The sequence below is a fragment of the Polynucleobacter sp. AP-Melu-500A-A1 genome (assembly GCF_018882125.1).
In the GTDB taxonomy this organism is placed as follows: Bacteria; Pseudomonadota; Gammaproteobacteria; order Burkholderiales; family Burkholderiaceae; genus Polynucleobacter.
In genome coordinates this window covers 87,143-101,938 of record NZ_JACVOZ010000003.1, presented here as the reverse complement: position 1 = coordinate 101,938, position 14,796 = coordinate 87,143, and the positions used below count along the sequence as shown (strand labels likewise).

Annotated in this window: 21 protein-coding genes; 7 read left to right on the top strand and 14 right to left on the bottom strand. The window is 43.7% G+C overall.

Going from position 1 to position 14,796, the window contains the following annotated elements; all coding sequences use genetic code 11:
* Positions 1 to 6: 6 nt before the first annotated feature.
* The gene (locus ICN38_RS06985; RefSeq protein WP_216256360.1) at positions 7 to 768 is read right to left on the bottom strand and encodes a TerC family protein; all 762 of its coding nucleotides are present in this window, start codon (positions 766 to 768) and stop codon (positions 7 to 9) included.
* Positions 769 to 954: 186 nt separating this feature from the next.
* Positions 955 to 1,236: a hypothetical protein gene (locus tag ICN38_RS06980; protein WP_370624375.1), complete on the bottom strand. Its 282-nt coding sequence runs from the start codon at positions 1,234 to 1,236 to the stop codon at positions 955 to 957.
* Positions 1,237 to 1,343: 107 nt separating this feature from the next.
* Here ICN38_RS06980 and ICN38_RS06975 point away from each other — a divergent pair, with 107 nt between their 5' ends.
* A complete protein-coding gene (locus tag ICN38_RS06975) occupies positions 1,344 to 1,862 on the top strand; it encodes a hypothetical protein (RefSeq protein ID WP_216256359.1) in 519 nt (172 codons plus the stop codon).
* Positions 1,863 to 1,917: 55 nt separating this feature from the next.
* Here ICN38_RS06975 and ICN38_RS06970 read toward each other — a convergent pair whose 3' ends face one another.
* The 4 genes from ICN38_RS06970 to ICN38_RS06955 are packed head-to-tail and all read right to left on the bottom strand — an operon-like array spanning position 1,918 to position 5,028.
* The gene (locus ICN38_RS06970; RefSeq protein WP_216256358.1) at positions 1,918 to 2,139 is read right to left on the bottom strand and encodes a TIGR02450 family Trp-rich protein; all 222 of its coding nucleotides are present in this window, start codon (positions 2,137 to 2,139) and stop codon (positions 1,918 to 1,920) included.
* A gap of 4 nt (positions 2,140 to 2,143) precedes the next feature.
* Positions 2,144 to 2,446 (bottom strand): hypothetical protein, encoded by a 303-nt coding sequence (locus ICN38_RS06965; RefSeq protein WP_216256357.1) that lies wholly within the window; start codon positions 2,444 to 2,446, stop codon positions 2,144 to 2,146.
* Between the two features lie 2 nt (positions 2,447 to 2,448).
* Entirely contained in the window at positions 2,449 to 4,032 is a 1,584-nt protein-coding gene (locus ICN38_RS06960; protein ID WP_370624390.1) for a rhodanese homology domain-containing protein, read from the bottom strand.
* Between the two features lie 21 nt (positions 4,033 to 4,053).
* A complete protein-coding gene (locus ICN38_RS06955; protein WP_216256355.1) occupies positions 4,054 to 5,028 on the bottom strand; it encodes a tripartite tricarboxylate transporter substrate binding protein in 975 nt (324 codons plus the stop codon).
* A gap of 163 nt (positions 5,029 to 5,191) precedes the next feature.
* Here ICN38_RS06955 and ICN38_RS06950 point away from each other — a divergent pair, with 163 nt between their 5' ends.
* The gene (locus tag ICN38_RS06950) at positions 5,192 to 5,380 is read left to right on the top strand and encodes a hypothetical protein (RefSeq protein ID WP_216256354.1); all 189 of its coding nucleotides are present in this window, start codon (positions 5,192 to 5,194) and stop codon (positions 5,378 to 5,380) included.
* A gap of 39 nt (positions 5,381 to 5,419) precedes the next feature.
* Here ICN38_RS06950 and ICN38_RS06945 read toward each other — a convergent pair whose 3' ends face one another.
* Complete coding sequence (locus ICN38_RS06945) at positions 5,420 to 5,737, bottom strand: DUF1330 domain-containing protein (RefSeq protein ID WP_216256353.1); 318 nt, start codon at positions 5,735 to 5,737, stop codon at positions 5,420 to 5,422.
* Between the two features lie 57 nt (positions 5,738 to 5,794).
* On the opposite strand from ICN38_RS06945, the gene ICN38_RS06940 reads away from it, so the two are divergent.
* Positions 5,795 to 6,073, top strand: a complete 279-nt coding sequence (locus ICN38_RS06940) for a cupin (RefSeq protein WP_216256352.1) — start codon at positions 5,795 to 5,797, stop codon at positions 6,071 to 6,073.
* 11 nt (positions 6,074 to 6,084) lie between these two features.
* A complete protein-coding gene (gene mmsB / locus ICN38_RS06935) occupies positions 6,085 to 6,969 on the top strand; it encodes a 3-hydroxyisobutyrate dehydrogenase (protein WP_216256351.1) in 885 nt (294 codons plus the stop codon).
* On the opposite strand, the gene selD is transcribed toward mmsB, so the two are convergent.
* From selD to ICN38_RS06910, 5 genes are all read right to left on the bottom strand, one after another.
* On the bottom strand, positions 6,966 to 8,018 hold the full coding sequence (gene selD, locus ICN38_RS06930; RefSeq protein WP_216256350.1) for a selenide, water dikinase SelD: 1,053 nt from the start codon (positions 8,016 to 8,018) through the stop codon (positions 6,966 to 6,968). The two genes, mmsB and selD, sit on opposite strands and share 4 nt — an antisense overlap.
* Before the next feature lie 22 nt (positions 8,019 to 8,040).
* Positions 8,041 to 9,333 carry a DEAD/DEAH box helicase gene (locus ICN38_RS06925; RefSeq protein ID WP_216256349.1) on the bottom strand — a complete coding sequence of 431 codons (1,293 nt, stop codon included), beginning with the start codon at positions 9,331 to 9,333 and terminating at the stop codon, positions 8,041 to 8,043.
* Between the two features lie 123 nt (positions 9,334 to 9,456).
* Entirely contained in the window at positions 9,457 to 10,038 is a 582-nt protein-coding gene (locus tag ICN38_RS06920; protein WP_216256348.1) for a hypothetical protein, read from the bottom strand.
* Positions 10,039 to 10,045: 7 nt separating this feature from the next.
* Complete coding sequence (locus tag ICN38_RS06915; RefSeq protein ID WP_216256347.1) at positions 10,046 to 10,465, bottom strand: YbgC/FadM family acyl-CoA thioesterase; 420 nt, start codon at positions 10,463 to 10,465, stop codon at positions 10,046 to 10,048.
* A gap of 12 nt (positions 10,466 to 10,477) precedes the next feature.
* A complete protein-coding gene (locus ICN38_RS06910; RefSeq protein ID WP_370624374.1) occupies positions 10,478 to 10,906 on the bottom strand; it encodes a GNAT family N-acetyltransferase in 429 nt (142 codons plus the stop codon).
* A 184-nt stretch (positions 10,907 to 11,090) separates the two neighbouring features.
* On the opposite strand from ICN38_RS06910, the gene ICN38_RS06905 reads away from it, so the two are divergent.
* Entirely contained in the window at positions 11,091 to 11,672 is a 582-nt protein-coding gene (locus tag ICN38_RS06905; RefSeq protein ID WP_255562756.1) for a hypothetical protein, read from the top strand.
* Between the two features lie 71 nt (positions 11,673 to 11,743).
* Here the strand turns inward: ICN38_RS06905 and ICN38_RS06900 are convergent, their stop codons facing one another.
* Positions 11,744 to 11,968: a molybdopterin-binding protein gene (locus ICN38_RS06900; RefSeq protein ID WP_216256345.1), complete on the bottom strand. Its 225-nt coding sequence runs from the start codon at positions 11,966 to 11,968 to the stop codon at positions 11,744 to 11,746.
* Positions 11,969 to 11,986: 18 nt separating this feature from the next.
* On the bottom strand, positions 11,987 to 12,811 hold the full coding sequence (locus ICN38_RS06895) for a substrate-binding domain-containing protein (protein ID WP_216256344.1): 825 nt from the start codon (positions 12,809 to 12,811) through the stop codon (positions 11,987 to 11,989).
* A gap of 69 nt (positions 12,812 to 12,880) precedes the next feature.
* On the opposite strand from ICN38_RS06895, the gene ICN38_RS06890 reads away from it, so the two are divergent.
* Positions 12,881 to 13,906: a substrate-binding domain-containing protein gene (locus tag ICN38_RS06890; protein ID WP_216256343.1), complete on the top strand. Its 1,026-nt coding sequence runs from the start codon at positions 12,881 to 12,883 to the stop codon at positions 13,904 to 13,906.
* Between the two features lie 33 nt (positions 13,907 to 13,939).
* A complete protein-coding gene (modA, locus tag ICN38_RS06885; RefSeq protein ID WP_255562755.1) occupies positions 13,940 to 14,686 on the top strand; it encodes a molybdate ABC transporter substrate-binding protein in 747 nt (248 codons plus the stop codon).
* Positions 14,687 to 14,796: the final 110 nt, after the last annotated feature.

The window sequence follows — 14,796 nt, the reverse complement described above, 5'->3', positions numbered from 1 at the left end:
TGTTCCTTACTTCAACTTTTTCTTTTTCTCTCTTGAGCGAATATTTAAAAGCTCTACAGATAAGGAGAATGCCATTGCTACGTAGACATATCCCTTGGGAATATGCATTCCCATACCCTCAGCAATAAGTACTACGCCGACTACCGTCAGAAAAGAGAGCGCTAATACTTTGATAGAAGGATGCCGATGCACAAAATCACCAATCGGTTTTGCGGCAACCAGCATGATCATCACGGAGGCCATAACTGCGGCGATCATGATGCTAATTTCATCAACCATGCCTACTGCAGTAATGACGCTATCTAGCGAGAAGATGATATCGAGTAGTCCAATTTGCAGAACAGAACCTACAAACAAAGCGGACATTGATTTATTGGTGTGAGAAATATGACTATTCCCCTCACCCTCTGTATGATCTCCGACCTCTACTTCAGTATAGATTTCTTTTGAGGCTTTCCATATCAAAAAGAAGCCGCCCAATAATAATATTAAATCTCTACCGCTGATCGATTGATCTAACAGGGTAAATAGCGGCTTAGTTAAGCCCATGACCCAAGATAGACTCAGCAATAGAAGAATGCGGGTTACCAGGGCAAATATCAAGCCAAAGCGACGAACCTTTTCCCGTATCTCAATGGGAAGGCGATTGGCGATGACGCTAATGAAAATAATGTTATCTATACCCAAGATAATTTCAAGGGCGGAGAGCGTTAAGAAGGCTATCCAGGCATTTGGGTCGCTAATAAGTTGCAGGAAGCTTTCAATCATTTTTTTACCATTAACAAGACATCACAATATTTAGTTTAGCTAAGTACCTCAGGGGAATATATTTCACAATAAATCCCACAATACTTTGCGGGTTACTGGAGTAAGCCGATTTATTCGTTGGCTTGATTACGCATCCAGTCAGCCGTATTGAAAAAAGATTCTTCTAGCTGTTTGGCGATGCTCCCATCAATACCGCAATCTTCCAAGGCTTGATACATGCACGTCAACCATTGATTGCGCTCTTAGCATGGGATGGCCATATTTTGGGGAGTAGATGTCAGGACCGCCCATCCAGCCGGTTAGAAAAAATTTCAATTTCTCTCTTGAGCTAGAGATGTCCTGAGGATGCATAGCCCGCAACTCAGTCAAGCTGGGATCTAGGACCATGAGGTCATAGAAACGATCGACCAATTCCTCGACTTTATCGATTCCGCCAATGCTGTCATAGAGGCATTTTGGTTCACTCATCCTCCCATTTTAATACCTAGATAAAGGGGGGAATTGGCACTTACAGATTTTGGGTTTAGAGTATATGGAGGGTACTTCAGGAACGCTTACTTTAAGGGAGAGTCAAAATGGACGCAAATGATCTACAAAAATGGCAAAGAGAAAAAGCAAAAGAGCTTTTTGAGTATTCGCATAAGCTGCTATATGCCGCTAAACAATTAAGTGAGCATCATATTGCTGAGATGGAATGGAGCATGAAAAATGCCTTGGATAGCGCTAAATCTGCCGCTAAACATGACATGGAGAAGTTAAAGGACTTGCAAGCAGAAGCGGCGAAAGAAGCCACTAAGCGAGCAGCTTCTTACCAAAAGAAGGTGAAATCAGTACTCAAGGATATTAGCGAAGGCGCTGCCGATGAAACTGAAAAACACCTTGAGCAAGTTCGCAGCTCTTTAGTGAATTGGCTACAGGATGCTGAAAATAAAATGCCAGCTCACGCAGATAAGTTATCTAAAGTGGTTAATGAAATGTCTGCTACTGGACAGAATATGTTTAAAGAAGGTAGAAAAATTGTTAACCAGGTAGCAGAAGCTGCCGAAAAGAACATAGATGATCTTGTAAAGAAATCGTCTGGTGGAAAAAAGTAAAAGAATTTACTTTTATTAAACTATGCTGCCCTTATGAAAATAAGTGGCAGCTTTTTTATTTCCAGCCCTGTATCCACCGATCAGAATTCAGAAGTTCGCGCCAGGGAATTTGCGAACTTTGCTTGCTATAGACAGCCTCAAGCTCGACAAACTCGATAGCCTGTTCAGGTTTATCAGGAAGAATAACTTTACTGACTAAAAAGTGTTTTTGTTTGGCAATGGGATGAACGGCGGTCCATTTACTGAGCAGTAATTTCTTTGGGCTAATGGGGTTCATAAGTTTATAGTGCGCTGCACTGAAAATGTTGACCATTTCCCAGAAGTGCTCCTGTTGATTGGGTAAAGGTAAAGGTTGACTCATCGATATTAGCGGGACATTTTTGTGCAAAGTAACTACGCTCGCCTAGGCTTCCACAATAATCTAACTTCAGATCCTGAAATTGCATTTGCGCCTTTTTGAGAATCATCGAAATCTTAGGCTCTGCAGAAGATGCGCAATTCCAAGTGGTGTAGTTATCACGCTCACACGCGGTGAGACCCATGAAAGCAATCAGCAGGATAGGGAATTGGTATTTTCGGCGCAAATCTAGAGAACCCAAAAGTGGTGAGTGCCATCCTTAGCAAGTTGCTCTACAAGCCCAAATTCCCAATCTAAATAAGCTTGCATTGCTTTTATATCAACACTAGTACCTTCATACGGGCGCTTATATCGATCCAAGGCAGGTGAAGCTAAATGACTTGGACCTTTTTCTGATTCGAGCCCAGCATCTAACCAAGCTTTAGTGCCTCCCTCTAGTACATAGACCCCAGCTTTACTGAGGGCTTCAAATTCTGCTGCAGCAAATATAGCGAGCTCACTAGGAGTGCTTGTAAGTAGATAACGGTCTGCCTGAGGAATATTTTTTAGCACATCTGTTAGTTGCGAGCGAAGGGCATACCAACTCCCTGGAATATGACCCTTGACATAATTTGCGTAGGTGCTCAGATCAATGGCAATCGTATTGCTATCTGTTTTTAACCAGGTCGATGCCGTTTTAGCATCCACGGTATTGACATGGGGGAGTGATGGTAATGGGCTGCACCAAACACCTCTTTCAGTAAAATGTTCTTTTTGCAAGCCATCTAAAACATATACATCCCAAGCCATTTGGGCTAACCATGATGCTGGCATATTGGCTCTCACACCACTTGGATCGGCAAGCACAATACGTGCACCTCGAACTGGAGCAACCATCTCTGTCTCTTGGACGAGTTGACCACCTGGCACGGAACGAAATCCCGGGAGATGACCTTCTTCATATTCTTCTGGAGTGCGGGTATCAAAGAAGTAAGTGGTGCGATCTTTTTGTCCTTTCCAGTTTTCTACATCAGCCAGGCTAGCCCTTTTAACCCCAGCGCGATTAGCAACATCACGCGCTCGATCTGCAGCTGTATTTGCGGTACCTTCGCTTACCTCGGTAAACCTCCGAGTTTGTCCTTTATCCAATTCTTGTCCAGCGAGTGTCCAGCCAATGGTGCCATTACGTAGGGCATTCACCTCATTGGGTATGCCAGCATTGATTAAGGATTGCGTTCCAATAATGCTGCGAGTTCTACCTGCACAATTTACAATAATCTTAGTTTGAGAATTAGGCGCTAGCTCTGGGACTCGAAGCACTAACTCAGCACCCGGCACACTAATGCCTGTAGGAATACTCATTGTGTGATATTCGTCAAAGCGACGTACGTCTACCACCACAACATCCTCTTTGGCATCCAGCATTTTCTTTACTTCTTGCGCCGATAGGGAAGGTGTATGCCGTTTTGATTCAACAAACTCACCAAAGGATTTACTGGGTACATTGACATCCTTAAATACTTCACCGCCAGCAGTTTTCCAACTGGCAACGCCACCAGCAAATTGAGATACATCGCTATAGCCAAGTGCAATCAAACGCTCTGCAGCTAGCTGCGCATATCCCTCACCATCATCTAATGTGACGATAGGAATATCTTTGCGTGGAAGTTTGCTAAATGCATCTATTTCAATACGTGATAAAGGCAGGTTAGCGGCAAAAAGAGGGTGCTCTTGTGCATGTGGATCTTCTTCACGTACATCCAGAAAGGCAATTTCCTCTTTATTGAGAAGTTTATTGCGTATAAATGCATAGTCTTTGGTTTTAATACTCATCATATCTTTGTGAATTTAAAGTTAATCTAATTTAGCGTTGGATTTTTTCACGACTTCACTCCAGCGAACTACCTCTTGACTGATGTAGGTCGAAAGTTCGGCGCGTGTCATTTTGGGAACGCTTGCACCCAGTCCAGCCCAGCGCTCTTTGATTTCTGGAGAGGCTAATGCTGTTTGTATCTCGGCACTCATTTTTTCTACAATGTCTTTAGGTGTACCCTTGATCGCCCACATTGCATACCAGCTATAGACAACGAAGTTGGAAATACCTAGCTCTTGAGCAGTGGGAACATTAGGAAAAGCATCACTTCGTTTACTGCTAGCAATAGCAACGGCAATGAGTTGACCATTTTTAATAAAAGGAGCAGCGCCTGCTAAGGTATCAAACATCATATCTACTTGTCCTGCAACTACATCTTGTAACGCAGGGCCAGTACCTCGATAAGGAATATGGGTAATAAATAATTTGTTTTGCATCTTAAATAATTCACCAGTCAAGTGTTGAGAGGTGCCATTACCAGTAGAGGCATAGTTATATTTTCCTGGGTTCTTGCGAATTTCTTCAATGATGGATTTGAGATCGTTCTTTGGGAACTTATTTGGATTAACAACAATGACATGGGGAACACTGCCAATAATGGCAATCGGCTCAAAATCTTTTGTAATGTCATATGGCAAATTTGGATACATACTCGGGGCAATGGAGTGATGCACTGCACCAAGAAGCCAGGTGTATCCATCAGGCGCCATTTTTGCTGCAACTGCAGCACCAAGAGTGCCACCAGCCCCCCCGCGGTTATCTACCACTATGGAGGTTCCCAGTTGAGAAGAAAGCTGTTTAGCTAGCGGACGCCCAAAGGCATCAACGGCCCCACCAGGGGGAAAAGGGTTGATAAAGGTGATTGGCTTTCCTGGGTTGGGCCAGGAGCTCGTCTGGGCATTTGCTGTGAGGGTCAGTAGGATGGTAAGGGTAAAAAGAATGCGCTTTTTGAGCATTTTGCTTTCCTCTAGGATCATTTTTTAAGTAATTTACCCATTTTGGCCGATCCCTGCTCTCTAAGCGTTATCCCTGATGAATTAGGCTAATTTCTATCGTTTTTATGGGGATATACTGACTGCGTTGTAGGAATGAATAATTTTTAGATTAATGGGAGACACGATGTCACAACACGATACATTGTTAGCTGCTTTTGAAGCATACAAAGCCGAAAACGAAAAATTTATTGAAAAAGGAATTAAGGCATCTGCAGCACGTGCTCGTAAGGCCTTGCAAGAAATTGCTGGCGCTTGTAAAGAGCGTCGCAAAGAAATCACCGCTACAAAAGAGGCAATGGAATCTAAGAAGTAATTTTTGCTCTAAGTAAATAGAAAGCCTAGCCTTAAAACGCTAGGCTTCTTTTTTAGGCGAAGCTTCGATATCGATCCCAAAGAGGGTGAGTTGCATCGCATTATTTCGTATAGCAACTAAATCTTGATATTCTGGACTATGCGCCCATGCATGCGCATCTTCTGAGCTAGGAAAGTTCAATTCAACAAAAGCACTAAAGGGCGCACATTCAAGTTCATTCCAAAAGAGTTCAGTGACAGCTCCCCGAGATTGGATGCTGCCTCGATAGCGCTCTACCGTTAGACCTACCTGAGTACGGTATTGCCTAAATGCTTCTTGGTCCTTCAATTCCATTAAACCAATCACTTTGACTGACATAGGCCCTCACTAGATTGTCGTAATGATAGGAGTGTATATCCGCGCTATAGTAAAGACATGGATCGTGAAGAATTTATCTACTTATTGAGGCGGGAGGCCTATCCAGAGCCTGAAGAGGTTCATCGTGATCCAAACGGACACTTAGATAATCACACGCATCCATTTGAAGTTAAGGCGCTAGTTTTAAGTGGCAGTATTGATCTTATGTTTGAACATCAAATCAAAACCTATGGCCCGGGCGATATTTTTCATTTGGAATATGAACAGGTGCATGCCGAAACTTATGGTCCACAAGGCGTGCATTACTTAGCTGCTAGAAAACAATCAACTTTTTAATTAGGGTCAATATGAAAATCGGATTTATTGGTTTAGGGAATATGGGTTTACCAATGGCGCTCAATTTATTAAAAGCAGGGCATGAAGTCATTGGATTTGATTTGGTAAAGAGCCAGCTAGATGCATTTGCTGCGGCTGGTGGTGCGATAGCACCTAATGCAAACGCCACAGCCAAAGATGCTGAGATTGTATTCACGATGCTGCCAGCCTCAAAGCATGTGGAAGGTCTATATCTAGGAGAACATGGCCTATTGGTCAATGCTAATCCAGAAACATTACTAGTCGATTGCTCTACGATTTCGCCGAAGGTTGCTCAGGCCGTGGCTACTGCTGCAAAAGAAAAGGGCTTCACCATGATTGATGCTCCTGTCTCAGGAGGAACCGCAGGCGCGCAAGCTGGTACTTTGACCTTTATGGTGGGAGGAAATCCTGAGGATGTGGAACGTGCACGACCTTTGCTAGAAAAAATGGGCAAGAATATATTTCATGCTGGGGTCAGTGGGGCCGGTCAAACAGTTAAAGTCTGTAACAACATGCTCTTAGGTATTCAGATGCTGGGAACGAGTGAGGCTCTGCGTTTAGGGATTGCTAATGGCATGGATCCCAAAGTATTGTCAGACATCATGTCTAAAAGTTCTGGGCGCAATTGGGCTTTGGAGTTGTACAACCCCTGTCCTGGCGTAATGGAAAATGTGCCCTCGTCTAAAGGCTATGCAGGGGGCTTTGGCGTAGATTTAATGTTAAAAGATTTGGGCTTGGCGGTAGAGAATGCCAAAAACCTAGAAGCCAATATTCCTTTGGGAAAAATGGCTCAGCATCTATATGAAAGTCATAGCAAGGCTGGGAATGGACAGCTCGATTTCTCGAGTGTCTTTAATCTTCAGAAAGCGGATTAAGAAATGACCAAAGGTTTTTCTTGGGCTTTACTCATTTGGCCAATGACTCGTGCGCCTAAAAAGTGATGTTGATTAAAAATTTCCAATACTTCTCCAACGACTTCTTGACTGCATGACACCAATAGGCCACCACTAGTTTGAGGGTCAGTTAAGAGCGCTAACTGAGCTGCGCTGAAATTGGCAGGGATCACAACATCGTGACCGTAGCTTTCCCAGTTGCGTCCTGAGGCGCCGGTCACAATTCCATCTTCTGCAAATTGAAGGACATCAGAGAGTAGGGGAACTTGGCTCCAATCAATATGCGCTGTGCAACGTGAGCCTCTTGCCAGCTCTAGCATGTGCCCCGCCAAACCAAAGCCAGTAACATCCGTTAGCGCATGAACTCCTGAAAGTTTTGCAAGGTCAGGGCCAGCAGAATTGAGCTTGGTGGTGTTCATAATCATTTCTGCATAACTATCTGGTCCCAGCACATCTTTCTTGAGTGCGGCTGATAAGATACCAACACCTAATGGCTTACCCAAGATGAGAACATCACCTGCTTTTGCAGAGGCATTGCTTTTAATACGCTTGGGATCAACTATTCCGATAGCAACTAGACCATAGATTGGTTCAACAGAATCAATCGTATGTCCGCCAGCTATTGGTATTCCAGCGCTGCGACATGCTTCAGATCCGCCCTCTAAAATCCGGGCAATAGTTTTATTGGATAAGACTTTAACGGGCATACCCACAAGCGCTAGAGCAAATAATGGTGTACCGCCCATTGCGTAAATATCGCTAATAGCATTAGTGGCAGCAATTTTTCCAAAATCAAAAGGGTCATCCACAATCGGCATAAAAAAATCAGTCGTTGCTACGATGGCCTGCGAGTCATTGATTTGGTACACCGCCGCATCATCGGATGTTTCGATACCAATCAGTAATTCTTTTGGGAAAGGAAGTTGTGGAACGTTCTTTAGAATCTCCGAGAGAGCGCCGGGGGAAATTTTGCAGCCACAACCACCCCCATGCGATAGGGAGGTAAGACGAGGTTCTTGGTTGATGCTCATAGGGATAATTTTAATCCTAGGTTTATCTACTAAAACTCTTCTTTGGCGGGCTGCTGCGCTTTGTAGGAGGTTTGCCGCGGGTGGAATTAGTATTGCTGCTGCCAGATTTTTGACTGCTAGGCTTCCTGGATTGCTGGTGCTGCTGGCTGCGCAACTGAATCGGTTGTGCCACAGCATTGGGATCAGGTTCAAACCCTGCGATCACTTCTTGTGGAAGTTTTTGCTTAATCAGTCTTTCGATATCTTTGAGCATCTGGTGCTCATCCACACACACCAGAGAAACTGCCACACCATTAGATCCAGCACGGCCTGTGCGTCCAATGCGATGAACATAATCTTCTGAAACATTTGGCAGGTCAAAGTTCACTACATGGGGTAGCTGGTCAATATCAATGCCCCGCGCAGCAATATCAGTTGCAACTAAGGCTGTGAGCTTGCCTGCCTTAAAGTCTGCTAAAGCTTTAGTGCGTGCAGTTTGACTTTTATTGCCATGGATAGCCATACACGTGATGCCATCTTTTTCTAATTGAGTGACCAGCTTATTGGCGCCATGCTTAGTACGAGTAAAGACAAGAACCTGTTTCCAATTATTGCCTTTAATGAGATGAGCAAGCAGTGCTTGTTTCTTAGTGCGATCAACTGGATGAATTAATTGCGCAATGGCTTCATTAGCGCTATTACTCCGCGCTACCTCGATAAGCTCAGGAGCATTTAACAATCCATCAGCTAAGGATTTAATTTCATCAGAAAAAGTTGCTGAAAATAAGAGGTTCTGACGCTTCTTTGGTAGGGCTGCCAAAACCTTTTTGATATCACGTAAAAATCCCATATCGAGCATACGATCGGCTTCGTCTAAAACTAAAATCTCAACCGCATCTAAGGAGACACATTTTTGAGACATTAAATCTAAGAGACGGCCTGGAGTGGCAACCAAAATATCTAAGCCAGCAGCAATTGCTTTAATTTGCGGATTTGCACCGACACCACCAAAGATAACTGCTGACTTGAGGCCCGTATATTTTCCATAGGTCATAACCGACTCTTGAACTTGAGCAGCTAATTCACGGGTAGGGGTCAGAATTAATGCGCGCAATAAGCGTTTTCCGCTACTCGCTTTGCTACTGCTAAGACGCTGCAAGATGGGTAAAGTAAACCCAGCTGTTTTGCCTGTGCCAGTTTGAGCAGCAGCAAGAAGATCTCCACCTTTTAAAACAGCAGGGATGGATTTAGCTTGGATGGGGGTGGGGCTGGTATAGCCTTCTTCGGCAATGGCGCGAAGAATGGGTTCGGATAAACCGAGTTCTGTAAATAACATAGGGACCAATGAAAAATTGGCCCGTATTCAATTAAAAGACTATCCCGGCCAATGGGGTGAGCTGCCACGCTAAAGCATTTGCAGTAAGAAGCACTATTTTAAGTCATTAGCTACTTGTACTCACTATTTCACCTGGCTCCAAAGGTTTGGGACCAGAGTATTGGCGTATCCGGAGATAAAGATCTTCTCAGTTCCAGTGCTTGGATCAAACACTGCACGTTGAACTTTGCCAATATTACCTCCATAAACATGAATACTGATTGAGGTCTGGTCCTGATGGTTATTGGCTACCTCATGGATGTCATGCGTATTTGGTGAAACCGTATCCACATGTCCTGGTGAGCAAATGCTAGATGAGCCAGCCTTATAACTGCCATCGGCTTGTTGATGGTAATGCGTTCCTTTTTCTTCACCCCGTAATTGACCCACCATTCCCCATAAAGTGTGATTGTGAACTGGCGTCTTTTGACCAGGAGCCCATACAAAGCTCACAATTGAAAAACGATCGAATGGATCTGCGTACAGTAAGTATTGTTGATAATACTGAGGGTGCGGTTTTGTGAATTCTTCAGGCAACCAATCATCAACCGAAATTAAATTCTCTAACAGCTTTTTTCCTTTGGTAAAGATCTCTGCTTCGCTAGCTTGCTGTTCTAGCAAAAGCGTGAGTTCTTTAACAAAGTGTAGTAATTTTCCATCAGCCATATTGTGATCAATCAACAAATAACCAATCTGGGATCGCTTTGGGTTTCAAGGTTTTAGTATCAACACAAACAATATGCAGTAGGGCGCTAGCGATAATTTGTAAATCATCCCCATTGCCCTCGTGAACTATACGACTTGCGGTTTGCTTAACTGCAACCCGAGTACGCCCTCGATGTTCAATGACTTGATCGATATAGAGTAGATCATCCAAGCGCCCAGGCTTATAAAAGTGCATGGTGAGCTCGCGAACAGGTAACAGAATTCCAAACTCATTGATTAGCTTGGTGGGACTGAGTTCGCGTAGATAGAGCCATTCAGCGCGACTGCGCTCAAAAATTTCTAGATAGCGTCCGTGGTACACAAAGCCAGCCGCATCCGTATCAGAGTAACAAACGCGATGCAAATATGGAGTAGGGGCAGTAGTCATTCGAGAGTAGGTTTATTTCGGTAATAGATGAATCATATTACGATGTGGAATACCCGCTTCATCGTAAATGCCTCCCTGTATTTGAAAACCTTGTTTTTCATAAAAAGGGATGGCGGTAACTTGCGAGTGGAGCATGAGGTTCACAATACCCTCTTCCTGTGCTTGATCCATCAGTTTTTTTAGAATGGCGCGCCCAAACCCATTATTGCGAAAGCGGGGAAGAACGGCCATCCGACCAATTAGCCCATTTTGCCCGCCAATATTGACAAGCCGGCCTGTTCCAACGCACTCAGACCCCTGAAAAGCAAGAGCGTGCATTGCCAGTTGATCGAATTCATCTAACTCAAGGTCTTCGGGGACCCCTTGCTCTTCAATGAAGACTTTATGGCGTATGGCAAAAGCTGCTTTAGAAGCTTCCTGCCAGGGTTGAATCAATATCACCAAGGTCCAATTCTGTTGATGTTGCGATTTTGACGATTGCTTAGGCTAATTTACCAAAATAGCCGCCAATCATCTAGAAAGGCAAAGGTCTGGGGGCTAGGAATTTAATACAGCGTGGTTACAATGCTTCAAGTAGCATCCTAGCGGACGCTTCTTTAAACCCCACCCTTTATTAGGAGTTATCTTGAAAAAAACACTCATTGCCAGTTTATTTGCTTCTGCAGGTCTTGTTTATGCGGTATCCGCAGTTGCTCAAGCGCCAGCAAAAATGATGCCTCTAGCTGCTGAAGCCGTTGTGTTGAATGCTACTGTTGATTCGGTTGATGTAAAGAAGCGCATTGTTGTTCTTAAAGATGCAAATGGCAACTTGGCGACAATGAATGTTTCTAAACAAATCAATGATTTGGAAAAAGTTAAAAAGGGTGACGTATTTTTGATTGAGCATGCTGAAGCGGTTGCTGTAGGTCTGACTGCTGCAGTTAAAGATGCTAAGCCAGGTGTTTCTGGCGTACGCTCCATCACTGTTGCTGGCAAAGGCTCTGCAAAACCATTTGAAGAAACGACTGACACTGTTTATGCCACAGTGAAGATTGCTAGTATTAATCAGAAGTCCCGTAAGGTGACATTCATCATGCCTAATGGTGAGAAGCAACAAGTGAAGGTCGATCCAAGCGTTCTCGGACTTGAAAAGTTCAAGGCAGGGGATGATGTAATGATTGAGTTTGTGGACGATACAGCAATTGGTTTCGTAACACCTAAGAAGTAAACAATCTGAATCCTGTAGTTTATGTATGAAAAAGCCCGCAGTAGCGGGCTTTTTAGTTGCTATCAATTCAATTAGGCGCTTTTAGCAACCATGACATCAGATGCTTTGATGACTGCCCAAGCTTGATCACCAACTTTCAGGTCAAGCTCGTCAACCGCCTCATTGGTAATAGATGCAGTAACAATGTGCCCGCCACCAATATCAATCTTCACATGTGAAGTTGTTTGACCCATCTTGAGTTCAACGACTTTTCCGTTTAGCGTATTGCGCGCGCTGAGTTTAACTTTTAGCTCCATAACTTCTCCTTTATTGGTTTATTTCTTAGCATTTGGGAAGAATAGTTGTTCGCCACCAACTTGATAGCTAGCAATCACGTCTTGACCATTCTTTGAGAGAATCCAATCGATAAATGCCTGTCCTTCTGCCTTTTTAACATTGGGAAACTTGGCAGGGTTGACTAACATCACGCCATATTGATTAAAGAGCTTAGGGTCACCTTGAACCAAAATGGCGAGATCTCCACGGTTCTTAAAAGTGAGCCATGTGGCGCGGTCAGAAAGGATATAGCCATTCATCGCGGAAGCAGTGTTCAGAGCGGGTCCCATGCCAGAGCCTGTTTCCTTGTACCAAGATGAACCTGGGGCTGGGGAGATGCCTGAATCTTTCCAATAGCGTAATTCTGCAGCATGGGTTCCACTCTTATCGCCGCGTGATACGAATGGTGCTTGTGAGCCAGCTATTTTTTTGAAGGCCGCTTGTATATCTTTGCCACCAGCAATCTTTGCTGGATCAGATTTTGGTCCAATTAAAACGAAGTCGTTGTACATCACTTCATTGCGCTGCGTGGCAAAACCTTCACTAACAAATTTTTCCTCAGCAGGTTTGTCATGAACAAAAACTACATCAGCATCTCCGCGGCGACCAATATCAAGAGCTTGACCAGTTCCCACTGCAACCACTTTGACATCAATCCCTGATTTCATTTTGAAGATGGGCAAAATGAAGCCAAATAGACCAGATTGCTCAGTAGAAGTGGTGGATGAAACCACAATGCTCTTTTCTTGAGCGTTTACTGGCTGACTTATGAAGCTGAGTATTGTTATTACAAGTGCCAAAAAACGGATTGAGAAAGCTTTCATCTGTTGTCCTTGGGGGTGATCAGTTAATATTTGTCATATTACAAAATATCAATATGCAAAAAATTACATATGCGAATTCAGATTAGGCCAACCTTGGTCTTTGGTAGCAAAGCCAGTAAAGACCCTGTAGTCATAGATTTGGTGTGGCTAACAGGCCTGCTTAAGGATATTGACCAGGGTAAAACCTTAATGTCAGCATGTAAAAAGGCAGGATTATCCTATCGCAATGTTTGGCAAAAGGTAAACGAAGTAGAGGCAGCGCTGGGTTTTACCTTAATGGATCGTGTCCGAGGGCATGGTTCACAGCTTTCTGAATACGCAAGATATCTCATTCAATTTACAGAAGACTTTGACGAAAAGACAAGGCGTCTTGGACAGACTAGCCTTGCTCACTTGGAGGAGGGTTTTGCACTCTTTAGGGATAAGTCAGAAAAGCAATGGAAGTTTGCGAGCAGTAGTGATCCCATTATTCAAATGGCAGTGAGTGGTATTGATAAATTTGAATTAACTACTGCTGGATCTGGAGAAGCATTAGAGCGCTTATTGAACTACGAGGTAGATATTGCTGGATACCATGTATCCGATCCCCAAGCTTCTAAAATCATTGCCAAGCGCTTACAAAAAGAGGGTATGCAGATATTTCCACTGATGAAGCGCGTGCAAGGTCTCATGATTGCAAAAGGCAATCCTCACGGTATTACTGGCGTGAGAGATTTATTACGTTCAAACATTCGATTTATCAATAGACAAAAGAGCTCTGGAACAAGGCTGCTCTTGGATACTATATTGACTAAAGATAAAATCGACCCCAAAAAAATCAAAGGGTATGGGCATGAGGAGTTCACCCATTCTGCAATTGCAACTTCTATCCTCGCTAAAAAGGCAGATATTGGAGTGGGCGTAAAGAGCGTCGCGATTGAGAACGGCCTAGATTTTATTCAATTAAAGGACGAATTATTTTTCATGGCTATGTCTGAGGAGATGATGCTGAATAAGGATGTGAAGAATTTGGTGCGCCGCATTCGACACTTATCCGAAGAGATTGCTGGATATAAATCCATCGGATTAAAGCGGCAAATTACTGGCTGGATATAAACTAAAGCGAGATTTACCCTACTAGGAGCTATTTTGCGCTTCATCATTGCCTTCCTTTTCTTGCTTTGTACTCAAAGCCTTAGCGCTCAGCCAGTGATGGTTGCGGTTGCTGGCAATATGAAAGAGGCATTTGCAGAAATCGTCGCTGCATATCAGACCAAGAAGAAATCTGACTTGAGAGTCGTTTATGGCTCTTCAGGAAACTTTGCTGCTCAAATTATGAACGGCGCTCCTTTTAAGCTCTTTATTGCGGCGGATGAACATTTTCCATTGGAGTTATACAAGAGCGGAAAAACGCTTGATGAAGGCAGTGTCTATGCTATTGGTAAGTTAGCCTTAATATCCAAAAAATCTTTTAGCACCTTGTCTCGTCCCAATAAGGTTGAGCTTGCTAAATTGATCAGCAGAGCCAATAAAGTGGCAATTGCAAAACCAGAGTTAGCGCCCTATGGTAGGGCTGCTGTTGAGTACCTCAAGGCGGAAGGTTTATGGGATCTAGCGAAGGATAAGCTGATCTATGGTGACAATATTGGTGTTGCCACGATGTATGTTGTTTCTGGAGCTGCAGATATTGGCTTTTCTGCTCTCTCGCTTGCAAACTCTTCCGAACTTACCAGTGAAACTGCTTATACAGTGCTTGACAGTAAACAATATGAACCCATTAAACAGCGTATGGTTTTAATCAAAGGTGCGCCAGCAGAGGCGATTGACCTTTATCGATTTATGCAAGGCCCGCAAGCTAAAAGTATTTTGCAAAAGTTTGGCTACACGACACCTTAAGCTGATTTTATATATCCGCCCTAAGCCCCGATTTTTTGTCATAGATCAAGTCAGAGGAGGGTTAAATAGCTGATTATTACGCCAGGGATGAGGATATTTTATAAATGATA